General features: G+C 63.9%; 23 protein-coding genes. 12 read left to right on the plus strand and 11 right to left on the minus strand.

The features are described 5' to 3' along the window. The first annotated feature begins 96 nt into the window (after positions 1 to 96). Positions 97 to 453 (plus strand): transposase, encoded by a 357-nt coding sequence (locus EVC45_RS34015; RefSeq protein WP_129962540.1) that lies wholly within the window; start codon positions 97 to 99, stop codon positions 451 to 453. An 18-nt stretch (positions 454 to 471) separates the two neighbouring features. Here EVC45_RS34015 and EVC45_RS34020 read toward each other — a convergent pair whose 3' ends face one another. Then, positions 472 to 1,212: a Crp/Fnr family transcriptional regulator gene (locus EVC45_RS34020; protein ID WP_129962541.1), complete on the minus strand. Its 741-nt coding sequence runs from the start codon at positions 1,210 to 1,212 to the stop codon at positions 472 to 474. 183 nt (positions 1,213 to 1,395) lie between these two features. Here EVC45_RS34020 and EVC45_RS34025 point away from each other — a divergent pair, with 183 nt between their 5' ends. Further along, positions 1,396 to 3,030 carry an acyl-CoA synthetase gene (locus EVC45_RS34025; RefSeq protein ID WP_129962542.1) on the plus strand — a complete coding sequence of 545 codons (1,635 nt, stop codon included), beginning with the start codon at positions 1,396 to 1,398 and terminating at the stop codon, positions 3,028 to 3,030. 81 nt (positions 3,031 to 3,111) lie between these two features. On the opposite strand, the gene EVC45_RS34030 is transcribed toward EVC45_RS34025, so the two are convergent. Continuing rightward, a complete protein-coding gene (locus EVC45_RS34030; RefSeq protein WP_129962543.1) occupies positions 3,112 to 3,750 on the minus strand; it encodes a LysE family translocator in 639 nt (212 codons plus the stop codon). A gap of 477 nt (positions 3,751 to 4,227) precedes the next feature. Between EVC45_RS34030 and EVC45_RS34035 the strand changes: the two genes are divergently transcribed. Next, positions 4,228 to 4,494, plus strand: a complete 267-nt coding sequence (locus EVC45_RS34035; RefSeq protein WP_129962544.1) for an H-NS histone family protein — start codon at positions 4,228 to 4,230, stop codon at positions 4,492 to 4,494. A gap of 96 nt (positions 4,495 to 4,590) precedes the next feature. Here EVC45_RS34035 and pcaG read toward each other — a convergent pair whose 3' ends face one another. After that, the gene (gene pcaG, locus EVC45_RS34040) at positions 4,591 to 5,178 is read right to left on the minus strand and encodes a protocatechuate 3,4-dioxygenase subunit alpha (protein WP_129962545.1); all 588 of its coding nucleotides are present in this window, start codon (positions 5,176 to 5,178) and stop codon (positions 4,591 to 4,593) included. Between the two features lie 3 nt (positions 5,179 to 5,181). Further along, complete coding sequence (gene pcaH / locus EVC45_RS34045; protein WP_129962546.1) at positions 5,182 to 5,886, minus strand: protocatechuate 3,4-dioxygenase subunit beta; 705 nt, start codon at positions 5,884 to 5,886, stop codon at positions 5,182 to 5,184. Positions 5,887 to 5,999: 113 nt separating this feature from the next. Between pcaH and pcaQ the strand changes: the two genes are divergently transcribed. Next, positions 6,000 to 7,022: a pca operon transcription factor PcaQ gene (gene pcaQ, locus EVC45_RS34050; RefSeq protein WP_129962547.1), complete on the plus strand. Its 1,023-nt coding sequence runs from the start codon at positions 6,000 to 6,002 to the stop codon at positions 7,020 to 7,022. A gap of 271 nt (positions 7,023 to 7,293) precedes the next feature. Then, positions 7,294 to 8,421, plus strand: coding sequence for a 4-hydroxyphenylpyruvate dioxygenase family protein (locus EVC45_RS34055; protein WP_129962548.1), 1,128 nt, complete (start codon positions 7,294 to 7,296; stop codon positions 8,419 to 8,421). Positions 8,422 to 8,478: 57 nt separating this feature from the next. On the opposite strand, the gene EVC45_RS34060 is transcribed toward EVC45_RS34055, so the two are convergent. Further along, positions 8,479 to 9,411 carry a LysR substrate-binding domain-containing protein gene (locus tag EVC45_RS34060; RefSeq protein ID WP_211193522.1) on the minus strand — a complete coding sequence of 311 codons (933 nt, stop codon included), beginning with the start codon at positions 9,409 to 9,411 and terminating at the stop codon, positions 8,479 to 8,481. 126 nt (positions 9,412 to 9,537) lie between these two features. Here EVC45_RS34060 and EVC45_RS34065 point away from each other — a divergent pair, with 126 nt between their 5' ends. Both EVC45_RS34065 and EVC45_RS34070 read left to right on the plus strand, forming a co-directional pair. Further along, positions 9,538 to 10,575 carry a DUF1338 domain-containing protein gene (locus EVC45_RS34065; RefSeq protein ID WP_129962549.1) on the plus strand — a complete coding sequence of 346 codons (1,038 nt, stop codon included), beginning with the start codon at positions 9,538 to 9,540 and terminating at the stop codon, positions 10,573 to 10,575. An 87-nt stretch (positions 10,576 to 10,662) separates the two neighbouring features. Beyond that, positions 10,663 to 13,632, plus strand: a complete 2,970-nt coding sequence (locus EVC45_RS34070) for an FAD-binding and (Fe-S)-binding domain-containing protein (protein WP_373683104.1) — start codon at positions 10,663 to 10,665, stop codon at positions 13,630 to 13,632. 25 nt (positions 13,633 to 13,657) lie between these two features. Here the strand turns inward: EVC45_RS34070 and EVC45_RS34075 are convergent, their stop codons facing one another. The 3 genes from EVC45_RS34075 to EVC45_RS34085 form a co-directional block, all read right to left on the minus strand. Next, the gene (locus EVC45_RS34075) at positions 13,658 to 14,293 is read right to left on the minus strand and encodes a helix-turn-helix domain-containing protein (protein ID WP_129962551.1); all 636 of its coding nucleotides are present in this window, start codon (positions 14,291 to 14,293) and stop codon (positions 13,658 to 13,660) included. A gap of 190 nt (positions 14,294 to 14,483) precedes the next feature. Next, positions 14,484 to 14,879 carry a RidA family protein gene (locus EVC45_RS34080; protein ID WP_129962552.1) on the minus strand — a complete coding sequence of 132 codons (396 nt, stop codon included), beginning with the start codon at positions 14,877 to 14,879 and terminating at the stop codon, positions 14,484 to 14,486. A 21-nt stretch (positions 14,880 to 14,900) separates the two neighbouring features. Next, positions 14,901 to 15,722, minus strand: a complete 822-nt coding sequence (locus EVC45_RS34085; RefSeq protein ID WP_129962553.1) for an oxaloacetate decarboxylase — start codon at positions 15,720 to 15,722, stop codon at positions 14,901 to 14,903. 264 nt (positions 15,723 to 15,986) lie between these two features. Here EVC45_RS34085 and EVC45_RS34090 point away from each other — a divergent pair, with 264 nt between their 5' ends. Further along, on the plus strand, positions 15,987 to 16,298 hold the full coding sequence (locus EVC45_RS34090) for a DUF4148 domain-containing protein (RefSeq protein ID WP_129962554.1): 312 nt from the start codon (positions 15,987 to 15,989) through the stop codon (positions 16,296 to 16,298). Between the two features lie 195 nt (positions 16,299 to 16,493). Here EVC45_RS34090 and EVC45_RS34095 read toward each other — a convergent pair whose 3' ends face one another. The 3 genes from EVC45_RS34095 to EVC45_RS34105 all read right to left on the minus strand — a co-directional run bounded on the left by EVC45_RS34095 (position 16,494) and on the right by EVC45_RS34105 (position 19,342). Continuing rightward, positions 16,494 to 16,802, minus strand: coding sequence for a DUF4148 domain-containing protein (locus EVC45_RS34095; RefSeq protein WP_129962555.1), 309 nt, complete (start codon positions 16,800 to 16,802; stop codon positions 16,494 to 16,496). 191 nt (positions 16,803 to 16,993) lie between these two features. Beyond that, positions 16,994 to 18,088 carry an aldose epimerase family protein gene (locus tag EVC45_RS34100; protein WP_129962556.1) on the minus strand — a complete coding sequence of 365 codons (1,095 nt, stop codon included), beginning with the start codon at positions 18,086 to 18,088 and terminating at the stop codon, positions 16,994 to 16,996. Positions 18,089 to 18,121: 33 nt separating this feature from the next. Continuing rightward, the gene (locus EVC45_RS34105) at positions 18,122 to 19,342 is read right to left on the minus strand and encodes a DNA-binding transcriptional regulator (RefSeq protein ID WP_129962557.1); all 1,221 of its coding nucleotides are present in this window, start codon (positions 19,340 to 19,342) and stop codon (positions 18,122 to 18,124) included. A 271-nt stretch (positions 19,343 to 19,613) separates the two neighbouring features. On the opposite strand from EVC45_RS34105, the gene xylA reads away from it, so the two are divergent. From xylA to EVC45_RS34125, 4 genes are all read left to right on the plus strand, one after another. After that, positions 19,614 to 20,936 carry a xylose isomerase gene (gene xylA / locus EVC45_RS34110; RefSeq protein WP_129962558.1) on the plus strand — a complete coding sequence of 441 codons (1,323 nt, stop codon included), beginning with the start codon at positions 19,614 to 19,616 and terminating at the stop codon, positions 20,934 to 20,936. Between the two features lie 130 nt (positions 20,937 to 21,066). Beyond that, on the plus strand, positions 21,067 to 22,095 hold the full coding sequence (gene xylF / locus EVC45_RS34115) for a D-xylose ABC transporter substrate-binding protein (RefSeq protein ID WP_129962559.1): 1,029 nt from the start codon (positions 21,067 to 21,069) through the stop codon (positions 22,093 to 22,095). A 95-nt stretch (positions 22,096 to 22,190) separates the two neighbouring features. Continuing rightward, a complete protein-coding gene (gene xylG, locus EVC45_RS34120; RefSeq protein ID WP_129962560.1) occupies positions 22,191 to 23,750 on the plus strand; it encodes a D-xylose ABC transporter ATP-binding protein in 1,560 nt (519 codons plus the stop codon). After that, a complete protein-coding gene (locus EVC45_RS34125) occupies positions 23,747 to 24,946 on the plus strand; it encodes a sugar ABC transporter permease (RefSeq protein ID WP_129962561.1) in 1,200 nt (399 codons plus the stop codon). The genes xylG and EVC45_RS34125 overlap by 4 nt, the downstream gene beginning before the upstream one ends. Positions 24,947 to 24,955 lie beyond the last annotated feature (9 nt).

Raw genomic sequence — 24,955 nt, forward strand, 5'->3', positions numbered from 1 at the left:
CTCCCAGCCGCACATCGAGTAGTCTCGAACGAGTCGACGTATTGACACTACTTTCGCCGCGACGCCAGCACGCGTTTCACGTGTGCCCTTTCACGCATGAATAGTCCATCTTCCAAATCCGTCGCGACGTGGCCAGTCGTTCAGGAACTGACCGACGAGCAATGGCAGCGGGTCGCGCCGCTGTTGCCTGAAACCCTGCACGACGACGGGCCGCGCAGGGGGCGTCCGCCGATCGATATTCGTCACGTGCTCGATAGCGTGATGTGGGTACTCCACACCCGCGCGCCGTGGAGCGCGATGCCCGGGCACTTCGTGCCATACCAGACCGCGCATCGCTACTATCTGCGCTGGAAGAAATCGGGCGTGTTGACCGCGATCATGCTCGCGCTGTTCAAGACCGACGACGCTGTCGAAACGCGCGCAACGCGCAAGGGCGGCGTGCGAGCCGGGTAGTGCGCGCCAGTCGCGCCGCTAGATCTGTTCCCGCCCGTACGCACCGAGCCGGTCGAGATCGAGCACCTCGATCTGGTTATACGACAGCCGCAAAATCCGCAGCTTCTCGAGGTGCTGCAGCGCCTGATTGATGCGCTGCCGCGACACCCCCGCGAGCAGGCCGATTTCTTCCTGCGAAACCGCCAGTGTGCGGCCCGTGTCCGGATACAGATCCGGGTTGAACAGCTGCGCGAGCGATTGCGCGACGCGCGCGTCCACGTCGAGCAGCCGGCTGTTCTGAATCGACGCGATGAATTCCCCCATGCGATTGTTCAACTGCCGGATCACGAAGCCCGTGAACGGCAGGCTCGATTCGAGCAGCGCATGGAAGGTCGCGGACGGCACGAACATCACGAGCGACGGCTGGATCGCGGCCACGTCGTATTTGCGCAATTCGCGTTTGATCACGCTGCCTTCGCCGAACCAGCCGCCCGGCGGCACGCCCGACAGCGTGCAGCTGCGGCCCGACGCGTTGTAGATAGCGAGCTTGATGAGTCCCGAGTGCACGCCGATCCAATAGTCGGACGGTTGCTGGCGGCGCGCGATCCACGCACCGCCTTCAAAGTGCTGGGCGTGCGCGCTGGCGAGCACCATCGCTTGATGGTCGGCGGCGAGCGCGCGAAACCACGCGCACGTGGCGAACAGCCGCGCGAGGTCGGCGGGCGCGACACGTTGGGGCGAGCGGGTGTCGGCGCGGTCAGGGAGCGGAGCGTCGGTCATCGGCGATAGGCGGCTTAAAGCGGTTCCGGCTGAGCCAGATCAAGGCGGGGCGTGAGCCGCGCCACTCTGTCATTTGAATGACAGACAGTTCCTGACGACAATTGTTAGGCTAGGTCCTGGTTCTTCCATCGGAACACGATCTCAACAATCGGCGACGCGGCTCGCGCCTCAGGAGACGAAGCAATGACACAGCATATGTTCGACGAAGGCCTCGGGCGGCGCGAGGCCAACTATGTCCCGTTGACGCCGATCGATTTCCTGGTGCGCGCAGCGCAAGTGTATGGCGAGCGGCTCGCGATCGTCCACGGGGAGATTCGTCGCAACTGGCGCGAGACCTACGAGCGCGCGCGGCGGCTCGCGAGCGCGCTGCGCGAGGCCGGCATCGGCCGCGGCGACACGGTCGCCGCGCTGCTGCCGAACATCCCGCCGATGGTCGAGGCGCACTTCGGCGTACCGATGGCCGGTGCTGTGCTGAATACGCTGAACACGCGGCTCGACGTCCCGACGCTGCTGTTCATGCTGCGTCACGGTGAAGCGAAGGCGCTGATCGTCGATACCGAGTACGGCGAGTTCGCGCATCGCGCGGCGCTCGAATTCCCTGAGCTGCGCGTGATCAGCGTGGCCGACGCGCAACCCGCCGACGCCGCGCAGTTCATCCGAGCGACGGACTACGAGCAGTTCCTGCAAACCGGCGACCCATCCTTCGCGTGGACCCCACCCGCCGACGAATGGGATGCGATCGCGCTGAACTACACATCGGGCACGACCGGCGACCCGAAGGGCGTCGTCTACCATCACCGTGGCGCGTATCTGAACGCGCTGAGCAACATTCTCGAATGGGACATGCCGAAGCACGCGGTTTATCTGTGGACGCTGCCGATGTTTCACTGCAACGGCTGGTGCTTTCCATGGACCGTGGCGGCGCGCGCGGGCGTCAACGTCTGTCTGCGCAAGTTCGACGCGAAAATCGTGTTCGAGCTGATTCGCCGCGAGCGCATCACGCACTACTGCGGCGCGCCGATCGTGCAGAGTTCGCTCGCGAATGCGCCGGCCGAATGCCGCGAGGGCATCACGCATCGCGTGTCGACGATGGTCGCGGGTGCCGCACCGCCGCCCGCGGTGATCGCGAAGATGAAGCAGATCGGCTTCGATCTGACGCACGTGTACGGGCTCACCGAAACCTACGGGCCGGCGGCCGTCTGCGCGAAGCAGGAGGAATGGGACGCACTCGATGATCAGATCAGCGCCGACCTGACTGCGCGTCAGGGCGTGCGTTATCACCTGCAGGCGGCGGTCGCGGTGCTCGATGCGGACACGCTCGCGCCGGTGCCGGACGACGGCGAAACGATCGGCGAGATCATGTTCCGCGGCAATATCTGCATGAAGGGCTATCTGAAGAACGAACGCGCGACCGAAGCGGCTTTCAAGGGCGGCTGGTTCCATACCGGCGATCTCGGCGTACGCACGGCCGACGGCTATATCCGCATCCGCGACCGCAGCAAGGACATCATCATTTCGGGCGGCGAGAACATTTCGAGCATCGAGGTCGAGGACACGCTGTACCGGCATCCGGCGGTGTCGGTGGCGGCGGTGGTCGCGATGGCCGATCCGAAGTGGGGCGAGGTGCCGTGCGCATTCATCGAGCTGAAGGAAGGCGCGCAGGCGACCGAGGAAGAAATCATCGCGCACTGCCGGCTGTTTCTGGCCGGCTACAAGTTGCCGAAGGCAGTGCGCTTTGGCGAGTTGCCGAAGACGTCGACGGGGAAGATCCAGAAGTTCGAGTTGCGCGCGCGGATCAAGGCGGAGGGCAAAGGGTAACGCGCCGCGATTGGCGCGGTTTCAGCGTGGCGAGAGTGATGCGCACCGAGTCATGACGGGGCGCACCGCCTCGCGTTGCCGTCAAATCCCCACCTTGTGCGCGTTCAGAATCAGCCGCAAGCCCAGCGCGGTCACCGCGCTCGCGGCGATACGATCGATCCACGCCTTCCAGCGCAGGTAGATTTCGCGCGGCCGTTGGCTCGAAAAGCACAGTGCGACGATCGTGTACCAGCCCGCTTCAATCGCGAAGATCGCCGGCGGCAGCGCGAAATAACACCACACCGGCGGATGCTGCGGCAGCAGCGCCGCGAAGATACTGCCGTAGTAGACGGCCGTTTTCGGATTGCTGAGCTGCGTGCTCAAGCCGATCCAGAACGATTTGCGCGGATTGACGCCTCCGCCGGTTTGGGTTTCGCTGAACGCAAGCGGCTTGGCGGCGCCGCGCCAGATTTTCGACGCCAGATAGACGAGGTAGACGCCGCCGGCCACTTTCAGCCCGACATAGAGCCATTCGACCGTCGCGAGCAGCGTGTAGAGCCCGAGCAGCGCGATGCCGCTAAAAAACACGCCCCCGATACCCATGCCGAGCGCCGTCGCGAGACCGTCGCCGCGCGACAGACCGATCGCGTTGCGCGCGACGATGACGAAGCTGGGCCCCGGACTCATCGCGCCCAACAGCAGCGCGGCGAGAATCGTGAGGATGGCGGTCGAGGCGGGCATGGTCGAGTCTCCTTGTGTCGGGCAGATGCCGGAAATCCTGGCGAATACCGAGCCCGCATTGTCCGTCAATCGCGCGGCGGCCGCCACGAATACCGAAAAGTCGGAAGTCCCGCAATCAGTACAATTAGAAAAACTTCTTTGCTGCGACCAAAATACATCGAATGCTAGAATGACTCTCCATACGCTGAAGTTCCCTCAGTCACAACGAGGCGACACATCAGGCGAAACACGGGCGCAATTCCGGCCACGTCGATTCTTCGAGTAGCCGATTCGCTTGATCTCGGCGCCTCAACTCAGGCGCTTTAATTCAGAGATTTGACAGGTATCGCATTGCAAATGCGGGTTTTCACGCATTTGCAAGGATCGCGTGAATTCGTCGAATTGCTTCCGTTCAAAATGAATTGCACACGAGCCTCGCGTTGTCATGCGAGTTGCCAGTTTGTCTAATGCCAGCAAGAGCTGCGACATCATTACGTTATGAAAGACCGAGAAGCACAACATAGATTGTTCGAACGCGACGAGAACCTGCGCGAGCGCATGATCGCGTGGATCCGCCGACGCATGGACGACCACAACATCACTCTCGAAGCGCTGGCCGAATCGCTCGAAGCGGATGCGAACGCGGTGGCCGCGGTGCAGTATCGCGACGCGTTCGGTAACACGTGGGACGGCCGCGGCGATAAACCGACGTGGCTCGCGCGCGCGATTCACGCCGGACAAAGCATCGATCATTTCCGCTGCTGAGCGCGCGCAGGCGCGCCGCGAACCGCCGGCGCGAAAAAAAGCCCGCGCAAGGCGGGCTCGATCGTTACTGCTCGGCGTTTCGCGACAAAGCGCGCATCACAGGTCGAAAAACACGGTTTCCTGATCGCCCTGCATGTGGATGTCGAAGCGATACACGTTGGCCGTGCCGGCAACGCGGCGTGCGATCAACGTGCCGCGGCGCTCGGCCGGCACCGACGCCAGCACGGCGTCCTGCTCGTTCGCCTGCGCTTCGTCCTCGAAATAGATGCGCGTGAACGTGTGCAGCAGCATGCCGCGCATCGTCAGGATCACGTCGATGCGCGGCGCTTCGTCGGGGTTCGCGCGGCCCGGCTTCACCGTCTCGACGATGAAGCGCTTATGCGGATCCGTACCGGTGCCGACACGTGCAAAGCCGTGAAAGCCGGTCTTCAGGATTTCCTCGCGCGATTCCGGATAGTGACCGTTCGAGTCGACTTGCGACATTTCGATCATCGCGTCGCCGATCACCTTGCCGTCGCCGTCGAACACCTGACCGACGATCGTGATGTGCTCGCCGGCCGCTTCCATGTCCGCCAGAACGTTCGTGAACAGGCTCTTATAGTCGAAATCGTATTGCTGCGGGCAAAGACCGTAGGCGAAGTACGGACCAACGGTTTGCGAAGGCGTTTGCTTGTAGGTCGTCATGGCTTAGCGCTCCATCGGGGTTTCGTTCGGGCCGCGCAGCACGATGTCGAAATCGTAGCCGAGCGCGTAGGCCTCTTGCGTGGTGTCGAGCGAGAACTTCGAGATCATGCGCTCACGGGCATGCTCGGGCGTGCCTTGATAGATCGGGTCGAACGCGAGCAGCGGATCGCCGGGGAAGTACATCTGCGTGACGAGACGCGAGCCGAAATGGTCGCCGAACAGCGAGAAATGAATGTGCTGCGGACGCCATGCGTTCGGATGGTTGCCCCACGGGTACGCGCCCGGCTTGATGGTCATGAAGCGATAGCGGCCATCGTTGTCGGTGATGCAGCGGCCCGCGCCGAGGAAGTTCGGGTCGAGCGGCGCGTCGTGCTGGTCGGCCTTGTGCACATAGCGGCCGGCGGCGTTCGCTTGCCACACTTCCACCAGCGTGTTGCGCACCGGGCGGCCGCCTTCGTCGAGCACGCGGCCCGTCACGATGATGCGCTCGCCGAGCGGTTCGCCGTTGCGCGCCGCGTTGCGGGTCAGGTCGTTGTCGAGCGGGTCGAGGTCGTCGGTGCCGTAGACCGGCACGCGCTGGTCGCGCAGCCGTTCCTTCAGCGGAATCAGCGGACGCGTCGGACCGCGTTTGACCGACGAACCGTACGGCGGATAGATGTACTGGGGATGGGACGCGAAATCGCGCGGGGACAGAATTGAATCTTCCATGAAGTGTCTCCGTTGGAGGAATCGTGGGGGATGCGACTTTATGACTCGCACTTTATACAAAGCGTGCGGTTATGAAAAATGACGTTTTTGCCGGTTTCGTATAACCTTCCGTTATGCAACGCAGTCTCGCGGATAGCCGCGTCAAATTCCGTCATCTCCAGTGCTTTCTGGCCGTCGCGCAGTTCGGCAGCGTCCAGCGAGCGGCGGACAGTCTGTCCATCACGCAGCCGGCGGTGTCGAAGACGGTCGCCGAGCTGGAAGCCATTCTCGGCGTGAAACTGTTCGAGCGCGGCCGTCACGGCGCGGTGCCGACGCGCGAGGGCCAGCTTTTCATGCCGCACGCGAGCGCCTGCGTGAGCGCGCTGCGCCAGGGCGTCGATCTGCTGGCGCGCGCCGAGGGTGCGGCCGCCGCGACGCTCGAAGTCGGCGTGCTGCCGACCGTCGCCGCGGTGCTGGTACCGCCCGTGCTGAGACAGTTCGCGACGCAGTGGCCGCGCGTGATCGTGCGCCTTGCGACCGGCGCGAACCCGGAATTGCTCGAACGCCTGAAAGCGGGCTCGATCGAATTTGCGATCGGCCGCCTCGCGGACCCGGAGCGGATGGTCGGCCTGAGCTTCGAGCAGCTATTTACCGAACCGCTGATCGCGGTCGTGCGGGCCGGGCATCCGCTCGCCGAAGGAACCGCATTGCCGGCCACGTCGCTGGAAGAATTTCCGATCGTGCTGCCGCCGTTCGGCACGCTGATCCGCCAGTCGGCCGAGAGCCTGCTCGGCGCGTGGGGCGTGCCGCCGCTGTCGGCGTTCGTCGAGGTGTTGTCGGTATCGACCGGGCGCGCGCTGACGCTGGAGAACGGCGCGGTGTGGTTCGTGCCGCAAAGCGCGGTCGAATACGAACTCGCGCACGGCATGCTGGTGCGCTTGCCGTTGCCGTTCGCGGGAACCGGCGAGCCGGTGGGGCTGATTCGCCGCTCGGATACGCAGCCGTCGGCGGTGGGGCGCGCGTTCATCGAGGCGGTGCGCGAGGTCGCGCGGGGCAGAATGGCTGCGGTGTCGGGCAAGGATGCGGGCAAAAGCATCGGTAAAATCGCCGGCAAAACGGCGCGCAAAGGCAGCCCGGGCGACGCGTCGCTCGAGTGACACGGCGCCTTGCCGCGCGCATGCCCGCGAGCACCGGCCGGCGTGCCGTTCGACGGATGAACCAATCAGTACAAAAGGACGGTTGCGAAGGCCCCGCGACCCGGTGTAAAAACACGGTGCGAAAGCCGCCGCAGCCTGTTTTTCCGCGGCACACCGCGTGCGCGCCACGAGCGGGCACGTACCACGCAGCCATCGCGAACGGCCGGAACGGATTGCGCCGAACCCCGGAACGACCGACCACCGCATCGAAAGACCGTACAAGGAGATTGCCATGCCCAGCGACTTGCCCACTCCAGAGGCCGCACAGCGCGCCGTGTTGGCGCCGGAGCACAATCCGCTCGGCACGGCCGGCCTCGAGTTCGTCGAGTTCGCCGCGCGCGATCCGCAGATGCTCGGTGAGACCTTCACGCAGCTCGGCTTCAAGGCGATCGCGCGTCATATCAGCAAGAATGTGACGCTGTATCGCCAGGGGGAGATGAATTTCCTGATCAACGCCGAGCCCGATTCGTTCGCGTCGCGCTACGCGGAGGAATACGGGGTCGGCATCTGCGCGATCGGGATTCGTGTCGCCGACGCGCAGCGCGCGTTCGAACGCGCGGTGGAACTCGGCGCGTGGGAGTTCGAGGGCGAGCGTCTCGGTGCCGGCGAATTGCTGATTCCGGCGATTCAAGGCATCGGCGATTCGCACATCTATTTCGTCGATCGTTGGCGCGGGCGTGGCGGTCAGCGCGGCGGCCTCGGGGACATTTCGATCTTCGACATCGACTTCCGGCCCATCGAAATCGACACGGCCGAAGCCGATCTGAATCACGCGGGCAGCGGCCTGGTCGCGGTCGATCATCTGACGCAAACCGTTGGCGAAGGCCGCATGCAGGAGTGGATCGATTTCTATCGCGACCTGCTGAATTTCCGCGAGATTCACGAGTTGCACGCGAACTGGCACGTGTCGGCGGAATCGCGCGTGATGGTGTCGCCGTGCGGCGCGATCCGCATACCGCTGTACGAGGAAGGCACGCGACGGACCAACCTGATGCACGAGTATCTGCCCGATCATCCGGGCGAAGGCGTGCAGCACATCGCGCTCGCCACCGACGACATCTTCGCGTGCGTCGAGCGTCTAATCGCGGGCGGCGTCGAATTCGTCGAGCCGCCGCCGCGCTACTACGATCAGCTCGATGCGCGTTTGCCGGGCCACGGGCTCGATGTCGAACGGCTGCGTCGCACGCACGTGCTCGTGGACGGTGAGATCGGCGCGAACGGCGTGCCGCTGCTGTTTTTCCAGACCTTCGTGCGCCGTCGCGCCGGCGAGATCTTCTTCGAGATCGTGCAACGCCAGGGGCATCACGGCTTCGGCGAAGGCAATCTGGCCGCATTGGCGCAGGCGCGCACCGGCAGCTAGTTTTTGCGCGCAGTCGCAGGTGCGATTGATTCGATCACACAGGCGACTGGCGTTTCCTCATGCGCCTTCGGGCCGCTCCGCCAACTCAGGATAAATCGCGCCGTACGCGGCCGCCTCGCGTAGCAGCCACTCGCGGAAACTCGCGAGCGGTTTGCCGTGGCTCAACTCGGTCGGATACACGAGGTAATACGCGGCGTCGGCGACGGCGGGTGCGTCGAACGGAATCACGAGACCGAACTGCTGCAACTGCGTATCGACGAAAAAGCGCGGCACCAGCGCAATGCCGAGTCCGGCCGCGGCCGCGCTGATCAGCATCGTGTGCAGTTCGTAGCGCACGCCCTGCATCGTGCGGTTGTCGTCGACGCCGAGATTCGCGAACCAGCTCGCCCAGCCATCGGGGCGCGTCGTCGAATGCAGCAGCGGATAGTTGAGCAGTTCGGCGACGTTGCGGACCGGCCGCTTCAGCAGACTCGCCGCGCAGACCGGCACCACTTCCTCGCAGAACAGAAAATCGGCCGACGTACCCGGCCACGTCGGCTTGCCGTAGTGAATCGCCGCTTCGAAATGCGTGTCGGCGAACGGGAACGTCGCGGTACGCACGCCCATGTTCACGCGCACGTCCGGGTATTGATCGTTGAATGTGGCCATGCGCGGAATCAGCCATTGCGACGCGAAAGTCGGCAACACCGCGAGTTCCAGATAACCGCCGCCGCTGCCGTGCGCGATGATCGACAAAGTGTCGCGATCGAGGTGTTCGAGCGAGCGTCGCACCTGCGCGCTGTAGACTTTGCCCGCGCGCGTCAGCACCACGCGTTGCTTGACGCGCACGAATAGCCGCACGCCGAGATTGCTTTCGAGCGTATTGATCTGTCGCGACACCGCGCTTTCGGTGAGGAACAGCTCGCGCGCCGCATGCGTGAAGCTCTCGTGCCGCGCGGCAGCTTCGAACGCGAGCAGCGCGCCCATGTTGGGAATCTTGAACTTTCGCACGTTAATTCCAAAAACGCATCAAGTGGCGATTTTATCTCGCTTTACGGGGGCGCAGCGGATTTTGAATAATCTCGCCCGTTATGAGGCGCTCGTGCGGGCGCTCAACTGATAGCGCGGAGAAGCCGGATGCGAACCCTGAAGAATGCGAACGTCGAACAACTGCTGCTGAAACTGCTGGGCGCGGAGAAAACCGCGCGCCTGTTTGCGACGCTGAATCATCCGCATGTGTTGAACGAGTGGGAAGGCGGCAGTGTCACGCGTGCCGAACTCGCACAGGCGATGAACATGGCGTTGTTCGACGATCTGCTCGCGCGCTCGGAAAACGGCCGCCGCTATACGGAGGAAACCGTCTCCGCCGGCGGCAGCGTGTACTTCGATCATGGCGCGCTGCGCACCGTGCGCTGGCCGCGCAGCGGTGCGTTGCCGCCCGGCGAGGCCGCGTTCGCGCGCATCCTGCGACCGCTCGGCTTTCGGATCAACGGCCGCTATCCGCTCGATCGTCTCGGCATGACCGGCCGCGCGTGGGCGCATGAAGACGCGCCCGACGAGATCGCGCAGTTCTTCGTCAGCGAACTGCATCCGGAGCGTTTTTCCGTGGCGTTCCAGCAGGCGGTGACGAACGTGATCGGTGCCTCGCGCGATCCGTTGACGCCGCGCGCCCATGGCCTGTTGTGGGAACTCGAACGCGATGGCGTGCTGCCGCTCGATGCGGCGCACGAGTTGCTTCCGGTGATCGTCGGTGCGTTCGCGCGTCAGCACGAGATGCCACGCGAAACCGATTACGAAGTATTGTTGAAGGAATCGGCGGAAATGGCGTGGATCGCGACCGAAGGCAACGCGTTCAATCACGCGACCGACCGCGTCGCTGATGTGTTCGAGCTGTCGGACGAACAGAAGGCGAAAGGTCGGCCGATGAAGCCGGAAGTCGAGCATTCGCGTTCCGGGCGCGTGTTCCAGACCGCGTATCGCGCCGATCTCGTGCAGCGTGAATTTCGCGCGGCCGACGGCAGCATCGTCACACGCGACGTGCCGGGCTCGTTCTACGAATTCATTACGCGCAAGCGCAGTTTCGATCAGGAGGCGCGCCGCTGGGAAACGGACCTGCGTTTCGACGCGGGCAACGCCCAGGGTATCTTCCGGATGACCGCAGGCCAGGCGGCCTGAGCGCATACAACGGCGCGAGCGCCGGCATCGCAGACGAGGTGCGCAGTGGGGACGTCATTGTCATTGGATGAAGAGCGGCGGGTTGGCGTGCAGCGGCGCGTAGTGGGCGAGCGCGGCGCTTCGAATGAATCGCGTGTCGCCACGCCTTTCGCGGCCAGCGCCGCGCTGTTGCAGGCGCTCGAAAGCGACCTGCGCCAGCATGTGCGCGGCGAAGTGCGATTCGATCAGGGTTCCAAAGCATTGTATGCGTCGGATGCGTCGAACTATCGGCAAGTCCCGCTCGGTGTGGTGGTGCCCGCCGATATCGACGACCTGCTCGCGACGCTCGCTGCATGCCGTCGCAACGACGTGCCGTTTCTCCCGCGCGGCGGCGGCACGTCGCAGAACGGCCAGTGCGTGAACGTCGCGGTCGTGGCCGACGCGAGCAAGTATCTGAACCGCGTCGTCTCGATCGATCCGCTCGCGGGTGTCGCGATCGTCGAGCCGGGCGTCGTGTGCGACTCCTTGCGCGATGCCGCCGAACAGCACGGCCTCACGTTCGCGCCCGATCCCGCTACGCATAGCCGCTGCACGCTGGGCGGCATGATCGCGAACAACTCGTGCGGCGCGCATTCGGTGATGGCCGGCAAGACCGTCGAGAATATCGAAGCGCTCGAAATCGCGACCTTCGACGGCGCGCGTTTCTGGGTCGGCCCAACCTCCGAGGAAGAACTCGAACGCATCATCGCGGCGGGTGGTCGTCAAGGCGAAATCTACGCGGCGCTCAGGCAACTGCGCGACACGTACGCGGAGCGGATTCGCGCGAAATTCCCGCAGATCAAGCGGCGCGTGTCGGGCTTCAATCTCGATCAACTGCTGCCCGAAAACGGCTTCAACGTCGCGCGTGCGCTGGTCGGCAGCGAAGGCACTTGCGCGGTGACGTTGCAGGCGAAAGTGCGTCTCGTGAAGAGTCCGGCGCGGCGCGTGATCGTCGTGGTCGGCTTCGCCGACATCTATACGGCGGCGGACGCCGTGCCGCATTTCATGCGCTGCGGGCCGATCGCAGTCGAGGGACTCGACCGCGCGATCATTCGCGGCTTGCAGGCGCGCGGCCTGAAAAAGGATGAGATCGCACTGCTGCCCGAAGGCGATGCGTGGGTCGTGCTCGAATTCGGCGCGGACACGCAGGACGAGGTGCTGCAACAGGCACGCGAGGCCGCCGCGTATTTCCAGTCGGGCGCGGCGGGGCCGGAAATCTCGACGATGCTCGTCGAAGATCGCGCCTTGCAAGCGAAGGTGTGGTCGATTCGCGAGACGGGCGCGTCGGCGGTCGCGCTATCGGTGGATCGCGACAAGCCCGATCCGGTAGTCGGCTGGGAGGATGCAGCGGTCGATCCGCTGCGGCTTGGCGACTATCTGCGCGCGTTTCAGGCGCTCGTCGATCGCTATGGCTACGAGACGAGCCTGTACGGCCATTTCGGCGACGGTTGCGTGCACGCGCGCATCACGTTCGATCTGCGCAGCGCCGAAGGTATCGCGACGTGGCGCGGGTTCTTGCGCGAAGCGGCGGAACTGGTGGTCGAATTCGGCGGCTCGCTGTCCGGCGAACACGGCGATGGCCAGGCGAAGGCCGAGTTCCTGCCGATCATGTACGGCCCCGAACTGATGCAGGCGATGGAGCAGTTCAAGGCGATCTGGGACCCGGCGAATCGTTTGAATCCGGGCAAGGTCATGCACGCATACCGCGCCGACGAAAACCTGCGCATGGGGCCCGCGTACAAGCCGGTGACGCTGCATACGAAGCTCGCGTTCGCGAGTCAGGAAGGCGACGGCTTTCAGCGTGCGATCGAACGCTGCATCGGCATGGGCAAATGCCGCTCGCTCGAAGGCGGCACGATGTGTCCGAGCTATCGCGCCACGCGCGAGGAAAAGTACTCGACGCGCGGGCGCGCACACCTGTTCTGGGAAATGCTGCAAGGCGACGTGATCGCCGATGGCTGGAACAGCCCCGAAGTGAAAGAAGCGCTCGATACCTGCCTCGCATGCAAGGGCTGCAAGTCCGATTGCCCGACGCATACGGATATGGCGTCGTACAAGGCGGAATTCCTGTCTCACTACTACGAGAGCAATCGTCGGCCGCGCCAGGCGTTGTTCATGGGGCGAATCGGCGAATGGGCGCCGTGGGCCGCGCGCTTTGCGCGCGTGACGAACTTTCTGACGACGGCACCTGGTTTATCCGCGCTCGGCAAGTGGATGGCTGGTGTGGCGCAAACGCGTGCGTTGCCGCGATTCGCCGCTACGACTTATCGACAGAGCACGTCGTCGCAAGCATCGGCGACCCAAACGCGCGGCGGCGACGCGAAGAAGGTGATCCTGTGGGTCGACACGTTCAACGACCACTTCACGCCCGAGATCGCGCGGGCCGCTGCTGATGTGCTGACGCAACTCGGCTGGCACGTCGTGCTGCCGAAGAAGCGCTTGTGTTGCGGGCGTCCGCTGTATGACTTCGGTTTGCTCGAACGCGCGCGTGAACTGCTCACGCATATCGTCGACGACCTCGCGGACGACATCGCCGCGGGCGTGCCGCTGGTCGGTCTGGAGCCTGGCTGTCTATCGGTCTTCAAGGACGAGTTGCTGAAGCAACTCCCCGACCATGCGTTGGCGAAGAAGCTGTCCGCGCAAACGTATCTGTTTGCCGATTTCGTCGCGCGTCAGCCGTTCGAGTGGCCGACGCTCGCGGCCGATGTGATCGTGCATGGCCATTGTCATCAGAAGTCGCTGTTCGGCATGCAGGGCGACACGGCGTTGCTGAACAAGCTCGGCGTCAAATGGAAGCTGCTCGATACCGGCTGTTGCGGCATGGCGGGATCGTTCGGCTTCAACGTCGAGCATCACGCGTTGTCGGAAAAGATCGGCGAGGACAAGCTATTTCCGGCGGTGCGCGATGCGATGGCGGCGAATGCGGAAACGATCGTGCTGACCAACGGTTTCAGTTGCCGCGAGCAGATCGAGCACGGCACGGGGCGCCACGCACTGCATATCGCGCAACTCGCGCAACGGGCGCTGGCGGCGCGCTGAGTCTGCGCGCGCCATGCAGGGCGCGCTATTTCTTCGCTGACTCGTTCGCGACAGGCGGCGTGTGCGGAAGGTCCGCGTTGGTCGCCATCCACAACACTTCGGCGTCTTCCTCGCTGGTCGACACCGCCGCGTGGCCCGTGCGGCTGTCGAAGTAGAGGCTGTCGCCCGCGCTCAGATGCGTCGGGGCGTACAACTCCGAATAAAGGCACACGCTGCCGCTGATCACGTAGAGAAACTCTTCGCCTTCGTGGCGGCCCCAGTCGTCGAATGCGTCGAGCGTGTGCGCGGAGATACGGATGCGAAACGGCAGCATCGCCTTGTGCGCGAGATCGGTGGCGAGCAACTCCATCTGATAGCCGCGATACGCGTGGCGCTGGCCTTCGTTCCTGCGCGTCAGCGCCCGCCGGCCGCTCGCGCTGACTTTCGGCGTCGAGCCGAACAGTTCGCCGATTTCGATCTTCAGGCCCAGCACGATTTTTTGCAGCACGTCGAACGTGGGGGACATCAGGCCGTTTTCGACCTTCGATAACGTAGAGCGGGAGACTCCGCACAGGCGGCTCGCGGTTTCGAGCGTCAGATCCTGCGCCTGACGGGCGGCGCGCACGCGCCGGCCGAGATCGGTGGAGGAGGTGTCGGCGGATTTGGTGAGGTGGGTGTCCATGAGGCTGGCTGATGGTCGGGAAGGCGCTTTCGAACGGGCGAAATGATGTTTCCGATCATAACATTTGGCGCGGCAAGTGCCTCTATGAGGCCGTTCAGGCGTTCGCGGGCCTTTCTGATCGGAAACGCCAGCGGTTTCCGACAAGCTCGACGCGGTGTGCGAACGCCTGCGTACGCAGCCTGCGAGCCGTTTATTTGACGGCCGCGATGCAATCGATCTCGATGTCGAAATGCGCGAACCATGCGGGCACCGCGACGAAAATGCGCGCCGGCGGATCGACCGGAAAATAGCGCTGGTAGATCGCGTTGACCGCGGCGAATTTGTCGACCGACGTGCAATAGACGTTGCACTTGAGCACGTGATCGAGCGACGAGCCGGCCGTCTCCAGACACAGCTTCAGCTGCTCGAGCACGAGCTCGGTCTGCCGTTCGATCGGCGCATCGACTATTTCACCGGTCTCGGGATCGAACGGCGGAAAGCCCGACACGTAGACCGTATCGCCGTGACGCGTGACGGCTGAGGTCGGTGCCTTGACCTTTTCGAGGTAGGTGGACAACGGTTCGACCCGAATGATTTCGCGGGGCATGGTGATCTCCAGTCAATGGCTTCACGCGTGTCGATTGAAAAGCTCGTTGAGTTGCGCGCCCGCGGTCGCGCCGGTGAAGTCGAAACGGCCATCGGCCAGCGCCTGGGCGGCGTGCATGAAGCCACCCCACGCCGCGCGCGCCAGCCCGCCGCCGACGCTGATTCGCCGCACGCCGAGCGCGGCCACGTCCTGCAACGTCAGCGTCGAGGTCGAGCCGATCAGCAGATTGACGGGCTTCGGCGCAACGGCCGCGACCACCGCTTCGATCTGCTCGCGCGTCTGGATGCCGGGCGCATACAGGCAGTCGGCGCCCGCCGCCGCGTAGGCCTTCAGACGCGCGATCGCATCGTCGAGATCGGGCTTGCCGGCGAAGAAATTCTCCGCGCGGCCGACGAGCAGCGTATCGCCGCCGATCTGATCGATCGCCCGGCGCGCCGCGCTGAGCCGCTCTACTGCGACGTCGACCGGAAACAGCGGCGCGGCGGGGTCGCCGGTGGAGTCCTCGATCGACAGGCCCGCGACGCCCGTTTCTACCGCGAGGGTGACGCTCTCGGCCACTTCTTCCGGATCGCGGCCGAAGCCGTTTTCGAAGTCGGCGTTGACCGGCAGATCGGTCGCGTCGACGATCGCGCGCAGGTGGGCGAGGATCGCTTCGCGCGGCAGCGTGTTGTCCGCATGCCCGGTCGACCACGCAAAACCGGAACTCGTGGTGGCGAGCGCCTTGAAGCCGAGCGTGTGCAGATAACGGGCGCTGCCCGCGTCCCACGGATTGGGCAGCACGAAACAGCCGGACGAGTGCAGCGCGCGGAAAGCGGCGCGTTTTTCAGCGGCGGTGCGGGGCATCGCATTTCTCCTTGGAGTGAGGGAGCGCGGCTCCCTCGTTGAGGGGAAAACGTCGGGTCAACTGATGCGCAGGCAAATCGGCATTCACCAGGGGAGAGTCTATGTCCGGATCGAAAGCATGGTTGATGAAATTGGTGGCGACTTTCGCACGCGTTTCCAATAATTCAAAGCGACGACAGGCGAACCAGCCCGCTCGGTGACGCGAACGGCCGCGTGGGAAGACGGCATTCGCGACGAGGTCACTTTCCCCAAAGGAGGCACGACATGAAAATCGCGACGCAGACGCGCTCGATTGCCGCCGCGTTGGTGCTCACGCTCGTTGGCTGTGCCGCGGGCGGCGGAAATGGCGGCGCGCAAACCCATCTGAGCGCAACGCAATGCCAGGATCTGACCGCCCTGCGGAACAATGCACCGGCCACGCACCAGCGCAACATGAGCGAACTGGCGGCGCTGCAGCAAGCGGGCTACAACCCTGAACTACGCTTTGATCCTTACTATCCGGCGAGTCTCGAGCGCGCGCAGCGGAAGGTGGACCTCTGGTATCAGACGGAATGCCCGCAGGCGCGCTCTGGCTGAAATCTGCGGCGGCGTCAGAATCCGCGGTACGTTCCCCGCGCCGTATAAACGCAAAAAGCGAGCGCATGCGTTGAAAACATGCGCTCGCTTCATATTCGATCGAAACGGCGAAAACCGCAAAGACGGATAAAGACCGCTATTTCACGAATCTAGCCTCCCTACGGAAATTCGCTATACCGTTCCGTTCGCGACTCGTTATTGACCGTCCGGATTGACCACCATCGGATGATGGCCCGCTTGCGACGATCCGCCCATCGGCGACCCATACCCAGACGTATCGCCCTGGCCCTTCGCGTTCATCGCGGCGACGCGTGCCTCGGCCGCCTGAATGTCCGCGGGATATTGGGCATCGAACGCGGTGGCCGGGTTATAGCCGTTCTGTTCGAGTTGCTGCACCTCGGCCTTGACTTCGGCGCGCGTGACCGGCTGTTCCGATTGGGCGAATGCCGCGACCGGCGCGGCGATCACGGCCGCCAACGCAACTGCCTGGATAAGCGATTTCATGATGTTTCCCTCCGTAGTTGTCTATCCAGCACCGCAGTAATACCGGTGCGATAAAGTCAGTCTAGAAGGGAGTGGATTTCGGGAAAACCACTAGGCGATTAATTCAGTATTGCCGATAACGGGTAGTCGGCGAGCTGTAATCTCGCCGTCGCGGCGTTCGTAAATCAGCGGAAAAGCACCCGTAAATCAGGTCAAACACCTTTACGCACATCGACGCGATAAGTCGTGATTTGCCGGTAAGTATCGCCGGGTCGCACGATCACTCCGTCCTGGCCGGTCATATTGACTTCGTTAGGAAAGCCGCCCGCCTCGAGGCACAAGCCGGCGTGCCGTTGATAGCGAACGCCGCCGCGTCCCGGATTGCCGTTCAACGCGTTGCCGGTATAAAACTGCAAGCCCTGCTGATCGGTCGCGACGGTCAATTCGCGTCCGCTGCCTGGATCGTAGGCGCAGGCAACTTCGCGCAGCGACGCTGCGTCGCCGTCGTTGCCATTGATCGGGTTTGCCGGCGCCTCGCGCAGCACGTAGCAATGATCGAAGCCGCCCGCGCGCGCGAGTTGCGAGTGCGGCCAGTCGAGCCGTGCGCCGATCGGTGCGCTCTGCCGGAAGTCGAATGCGTTGCCGGCGACGTCGGCGAGCTTGCACGGAATCATCGTCGCGTCGACTTCGAAAAAGCGCTCGGCGTCGATCGACAAGACGTGGCCGCGAATGTCGGAGCCCGCGCGCCCGGTCAGGTTGAAGTACGGATGGCTCGTCAGATTGAGCGGCGTCGGTGCGTCGGTGATCGCTTCGTAGCCGATCGTCAGCGTGCCGTCGTCGTCGAGCGAGTAGCGCACCTGCACCGTCACGTTGCCCGGGAAACCGGCGTCGCCTTCGGGCGACTCGAGCCGCATCAGTAACGCGCCATCGTCCTCGGCGACGTCCCACAACGCGCGATGAAAACCGACCGTGCCGCCATGCAGCAGGTTCGGACCTTCGTTGCGATCGAGCGCGTACTCGATGCCGTCGAGCGAAAAGCGCGCGCCCGCAATGCGATTCGCCCAGCGACCGATCAGTCCGCCCATGTAGGTCGAGGCCGCCACGTATTCGGCGGGCGTGTCGTGGCCGAGCAGAATATCGCCGAGGCGGCCGGCGCGATCCGGCGCGTGCCACGAAACCAGCGTCGCGCCGAGGTCGCTGATGGCGACCTTCATGCCGTGCGCGTTACGCAGCGTGTAGAGCCGGACGCGATCGCCGCCCTGCAGTGTGCCCCATGGCTCGGAAGAGAGTTGTGCGATGCTGATCATGTGGTCAGTGCGAAGAAAAAATAGAAAGCATGCTCAGCCAGCGGTTTTGATTTTCGGCCCCACGCGCTCCTGGTATTCGCGCGGCGTGCAGCCGAGTTCGCGGCGAAACACCGCGTACATGTATTGCAGCGACGTGAAGCCGCAACGGATCGCGACTTCCGCGCTCGACGCATCACGTTTCGCGAGCAGCGACTTCGCGACGTCGAGCTTGTGGCGCAGGATCTCCTGGTGCACGGTGCACTGCCGCTCGCGCCGGAAATACTCTTCGAGCGACGAACGCGACACGCCTACATAATCGGCCACCTGCTCGGTGCGGATCCCCTGGCACGCGTACTGACGAATGAAATGGCGCGCGCGCATCACGTACGGACTCGCGAGCGGCTGATGCCGCGTCGATTCGAGCACGTTGATGCCGACCGGCGGCACCGAAATCCGGCGCCCCGGAAAACGCGCGCCGTGCAGCATCTGATGCAGGATGTGCGCGGCGGTGCGGCCCATTTCCTCGGTGCCCTGGATCACCGACGACAGCGGAATACGCGTCAGCGTACGCGTGAGCGGATCGTTGTCGATGCCGATGATCGCGACTTCCTCGGGTACCGGAATGCCCGCGATCAGACATGCCTGCAGCAAGTGCCGTGCACGCGCGTCGGTGACCGCGATGATGCCGACCGGCTTCGGCAGTTGCCGCAGCCACGTGGTCAGCTGTTCGATCGCCTGGTTCCAGGACGGCGCGCTCGTCGACAGACCGCGATAGATCTCGCTATCGATCTGCGCGGCGCTGCGTCCGTCCGTGCTGCGCAGTTGCGCGAAGGCGAGTTCGCGCTGTTGCGCCCAACGGTTTTCCTGCGCCTGCGGCAGGCTGTACAACGCGAAGTTTTCGAGGCCCGCGCCGATCAGGTGCGTGTACGCGAGCGACACGAGCTTGCTGTTGTCGGTCGCGATATAGGGTAAATCCGGGGGGTACTGCGTCGGGTCCTCGTACGACGAACCGACGGCGACCACCGGCAGTGGGCAGTCGCGCAGGGCTTCGTCGACCGCGGGATCGTCGAAGTCCGCGATGATGCCGTCGCCGTCGAAGCGCTGGATGCCCGCGAGCCGGCAACGAAAGTCTTCTTCGAGGAAGAGATCCCAGGCAACCCGGGTCGACAGCAGGTAGTTGCCGATGCCGGTGATGATCTCGCGGTCGTAGACCTTGTTCGCGTTGAACAGCAGCGCGATCCGATGGCTTGTTTGAGGTGCTTGTGGACGGGTCATGGCGGTGAGCGGCGGGTGGATTGATCAACCACGCGCCTTTGTCTCCATCGTGTCGGGTGCCTGGGGGCAACCCCGTTTTTAAGCGTCTGGTTATTCTAGGCGCCGAATTGCGCGCCGGCACTAAACAAACGCGCGGGCGGTAAGAAACATCAAGCGTGCTGCGAAATATCGCAATTGCCGACACATCGCGCACGCGGCAGCATGGCGTCACCTCGTCGGCCAGCACGGCCAAGCCGCGCGGGTTGCGGTGCAACAAGACAAGGAGACGCCGATGTCCTACTTCGAACACATTCCCGAGATTCGTTATGAAGGCCCGCAATCGGACAACCCGCTTGCGTACCGTCATTACGATAAAACGAGGAAGGTACTCGGCAAGACGCTCGAGGAACATCTGCGTATTGCCGTGTGCTACTGGCATTCGTTCGTGTGGCCCGGCGTCGATATCTTCGGTCAGGGCACGTTCCGGCGGCCGTGGCAGCAACCCGGCGACGCTATGGAGCGGGCGCTACAAAAAGCCGACGCCGCGTTCGAATTCTTCTCGAAGCTCGGCACCCCGTACTACACGTTCCACGATACCGACGTCGCGCCCGAAGGCACGAGCGTCAAGGAATACAGCGAGAACTTCCTGCGCGTGTCCGACTACCTCGCGCGCAAGCAACAGGATACCGGTATCAGATTGCTGTGGGGCACGGCGAATCTGTTTTCGAATCCGCGTTACGCGGCCGGCGCCGCGACCAATCCGAATCCGGAGGTGTTCGCCTTTGCCGCGACCCAGGTGCGTCATGCGCTCGACGCGACGCTGCGCCTCTCCGGCGAAAACTACGTGCTGTGGGGCGGCCGCGAAGGCTACGACACGCTGCTGAACACCGACCTCGTGCGCGAGCGCGAACAGTTTGCGCGCTTCCTGCACATGGTGGTCGAGCACAAGCACCAGATCGGTTTCAAGGGCACGCTGCTGATCGAGCCGAAGCCGCAGGAGCCGACCAAGCATCAATACGATTACGACGTCGCGACCGTGCACGGCTTCCTGCTGCAACACGGTCTCGACAAGGAGATTCGCGTCAACATCGAGGCCAATCACGCGACGCTCGCGGGGCACTCGTTCCATCACGAGATCGCGACCGCGTTTGCGCTCGGCATCTTCGGCAGCGTCGATGCGAATCGCGGCGATCCGCAAAATGGCTGGGACACCGATCAATTTCCCAACAGCGTCGAGGAACTGACGCTGGCGTTCTACGAGATCCTGCGCCACGGCGGCTTCACGACCGGCGGCATGAACTTCGATGCGAAGGTGCGGCGCCAGAGCGTCGATCCGGAAGACCTGTTTTACGGCCACATCGGCGCGATCGACAACCTCGCGCTCGGCCTCGAACGTGCGGCGGTGCTGCTCGAAAACGAACGCCTCGAACAGTTCAAACGGCAGCGCTACGCGGGCTGGGACAGCGAGTTCGGCCGCAAGATCCTGTCCGGCGACTATTCGCTGTCGACACTCGCGGCAGAAACGGTCGCGCGCGATCTGAACCCGCGGCATGTGAGCGGGCAGCAGGAGCACATGGAAAACATCGTGAATCAGGCGATTTATAGCGGACGTTGAATAAAGATCGCGCGGCCATGTCGACCGCGTGCACCAGCAAGCTGTGGGTTGTCGCTTGTCCGAGTCTGCGGCTCGCAGCGCAGACCGATACGTCCGGTATTCCGGCTATCACTACACAAAGGAGACACAAATGAAATTCTCAATGCGTCGTAACGTCCTGAGTTCGCTGTTATGCGGAGCGGTACTCGCCAGCCTGTCGCTCGCCGCGCCGCTCGCGCACGCCAGCAAGGATCATCCGGAAATCGGCTTCTGTATCGACGATCTGCGCGTCGAGCGCTGGTCGCGCGATCGCGACTATTTCGTCGCCGCGGCGGAAAAGCTCGGCGCGAAGGTGTCGGTGCAATCGGCCGATGCGAGCGAAGAGCGTCAGATCTCGCAGATCGAAAACCTGATCTCGCGTGGCGTCGACGTGATCGTGATCGTGCCGTTCAACTCGAAGACGCTCGGCAACGTCGTGGCCGAAGCACGCAAAGCGGGCATCAAGGTCGTGTCGTATGACCGTCTGATCCTCGACGCCGATATCGACGCCTACATCTCGTTCGACAACGAGAAGGTCGGCGAAATGCAGGCGCAGGGCGTCTACGACGTGCGGCCGAAGGGCAACTACTTCCTGCTCGGCGGCGCGCCGACCGACAACAACGCGAAGATGCTGCGTCAGGGCCAGTTGAAGGTGCTGCAACCGGCAATCGACAAGGGTGACATCAAGGTCGTCGGCCAGCAGTGGGTGCCGGAGTGGAGCGCATCGACCGCGCTGCGCATCATGGAAGACGCGCTGACCGCGAACAACAACAAGATCGATGCAGTCGTCGCATCGAACGACGGCACCGCCGGCGGCGCGATCCAGGCGCTGGCTGCACAGGGTCTCGCAGGCAAGGTACCGATCTCGGGTCAGGATGCCGACCTCGCGGCCGTGAAGCGCGTGGCGGCCGGCACGCAGACCATGACGGTCTACAAGCCGCTGAAGCTGATCGCGGGCGAAGCGGCGAAGCTGTCGGTCGCGCTGGCGAAGGGCGACAAGCCGGCGTTCAACGCTCAATACGACAACGGCAAGAAGAAGGTCGATACGGTGCTGCTGCAGCCGACCAAGCTGACGAAGGCCAACCTCGACGTCGTCGTGAAGGACGGCTTCTACACGCAAGAGCAACTCGCGAGCAAATAACACGGAGACGGGTGTGATGTGATCGCCACGCTCCCGGGTCATCGCGCCCGGGAGCGTGATCGAACATCGGCCCAACTTGCAGCGAGGCATAGCGAATGACGCAACCTCTTCTGACGATGCGCGGCATCGTCAAGGCTTTTTCCGGCGTAAAGGCACTCGACGGCATCGATCTGACCGTGTCGCCCGGCGAATGCGTAGGCCTGTGCGGCGAAAACGGCGCGGGCAAATCGACGCTGATGAAGGTGCTGTCCGGCGTGTATCCGCACGGTACCTGGGACGGCGAAATCAGCTGGGAAGGCGAGACGCTGAAGGCCGCGAGCGTACGCGACACCGAACGCGCGGGCATCATCATCATCCACCAGGAACTGATGCTCGTGCCGGAGCTGTCGGTCGCGGAAAACATCTTTCTCGGCAACGAAATCACGCTGCCCGGCGGGCGCATGAATTACGCGGCGATGTATCAGCGCGCCGACGAACTGCTGCGCGAACTCGGCATCACCGGCATCAACTCGGCGCAGCCGGTGATGAACTACGGTGGCGGCCATCAGCAACTGATCGAAATCGCGAAGGCGCTGAACAAGCGCGCGAAGCTGCTGATTCTCGACGAACCGTCGTCGTCGCTGACCGCCTCGGAAATCGCGATTCTGCTCGACATCGTGCGCGATCTGAAACGGCGCGGCATTGCCTGCGTCTACATCTCGCACAAGCTCGACGAAGTCGCGGCGGTGTGCGACACGATCAGCGTGATTCGCGACGGCCGCCATGTCGCCACCGAGCCGATGAACGCGCTGACGACCGAGCGGATCATCTCGCTGATGGTCGGCCGCGAGATCAAGAACCTGTTTCCGCGCGAACCGCATCCGATCGGCGACGTGATCTTCGAAGCGCGCAACGTCACCTGTTTCGACGTGACGAATCCACGCCGCAAGCGCGTGGACGACGTGTCGTTCTCGTTGCGGCGCGGCGAAATTCTCGGCGTCGCCGGGCTGGTCGGCGCGGGCCGCACCGAGCTGATGCAGGCGATTTTCGGCGCGTATGCGGGTGTCAGCGAGGCGCACGTCCTGCTCGACGGCAAGCCGCTGAAAATCCGCGCGCCGATCGACGCGATTCGCGCCGGCATCGCGATGGTCCCCGAGGACCGCAAACGCCACGGCATCGTGCCGGGCATGAGCGTCGGCCATAACATCACGCTTGCCGTGTTGCAGCGTTTCGCGTCGGGCGGCCGCATCGATTCCGCGGCCGAACTCGACACGATCAACACTGAAATGAAGCGGCTTTCCGTGCGCGCCGCCAATCCGATGCTATCGATTGCCAGTCTGTCGGGCGGCAATCAGCAGAAGGCCGTGCTCACGCGCATGCTGCTGACCAACCCGACCGTGCTGATTCTCGACGAACCGACACGCGGCGTCGACGTCGGCGCCAAGTACGAGATCTACAAGCTGATCTTCCAACTGGCGCAGAAGGGCATGTCGATCGTGATGGTGTCGTCCGAGTTGCCGGAAGTGCTCGGCATCAGCGACCGGGTGCTCGTGATCGGCGAGGGCGAGTTGCGCGGCGACTTCGTCAACGACGGTCTCACCCAGGAAGACATTCTCGGCGCCGCGATCCGCCCGGTGCATCTATCTTCGAACCCAACCGCAGCGAGTGCCGCATGACTCCCGAAGTAACTTCCCAACGCACCGACAACGCCGCGCCGCGAGGCGCCTTCGGCGGCACGCAACGGATCCAGCAACTGTTCGCGCGCTACAAGATTCTCGCGCTGCTGATCGCCGTCGCCGTGATCTGGATTTTCTTTTCGGCGCTCACGCACGGCGCGTTCGTCACGCCGCGCAACCTGTCGAATCTGCTGCGGCAGATGTCGATCACCGGCATGCTCGCGTGCGGCATGGTGTTCGTGATCATCGCCGGTGAAATCGATCTGTCGGTCGGTTCGCTGCTCGGTTTGCTCGGCGGCGTCGCGGCGATTCTCGACGTGAACCGGCACTGGCCGATCGGCGTGACGATTCCGGTCGTGCTGCTGCTCGGCATCGCGGTCGGCGTGTTCAACGGCTGGTGGTCGACCTATCGGCGCGTGCCGTCGTTCATCGTCGGGCTCGGCGGCATGCTCGCATATCGCGGCATTCTGCTCGGCATTACCGGCGGCTCGACGATCGCGCCGGTGTCGGACAGTTTCGTGTTCGTCGGCCAGGGCTATCTGCCGCGCTTCGCCGGCGACACGCTCGCCGTCGTGCTGTTCGTGCTGCTGGCTTTCCTGACGATCCGCCAGCGCGCGAATCATCAGCGCTATCAGTTGCGCGTCGTACCGCTCTGGCAGGACGTCGCGAAGGTGATCGGCGCGGGCGTGATTCTCGCCGGCTTCGTCGCGATGCTCGACAACTACGGCGGCATTCCGGTACCGGTGTTGCTGCTGCTCGCGCTGCTCGGCATCTTCACGTGGATCGCGACGCAGACCGTGTTCGGGCGCCGCATCTACGCGGTCGGCTCGAACCTTGAAGCGACGCGCCTGTCGGGTGTCAACACCGACCGCGTGAAGCTCGCGATCTTCGCGCTGATGGGTCTGATGTGCGCGTTCGCCGGCATCGTCAACACGGCGCGGCTCGCGGCCGGTTCGCCGTCGGCGGGCTCGATGGGCGAACTCGATGCGATCGCCGCGTGCTTTATCGGCGGCACCTCGATGCGCGGCGGCTCCGGCACCGTGTACGGCGCGCTGATCGGCGCGCTCGTGATGGCGAGCCTCGACAACGGCATGTCGATGCTCGACGTCGACGCCTACTGGCAGATGATCGTGAAGGGCGGCATCCTGGTGCTGGCCGTGTGGATCGACGTGGTGTCGGGTTCGAACCGCCGTTGATCGGATCGC

It is taken from the genome of Paraburkholderia sp. UYCP14C (genome assembly GCF_004197395.1).
GTDB lineage: Bacteria > Pseudomonadota > Gammaproteobacteria > Burkholderiales > Burkholderiaceae > Paraburkholderia.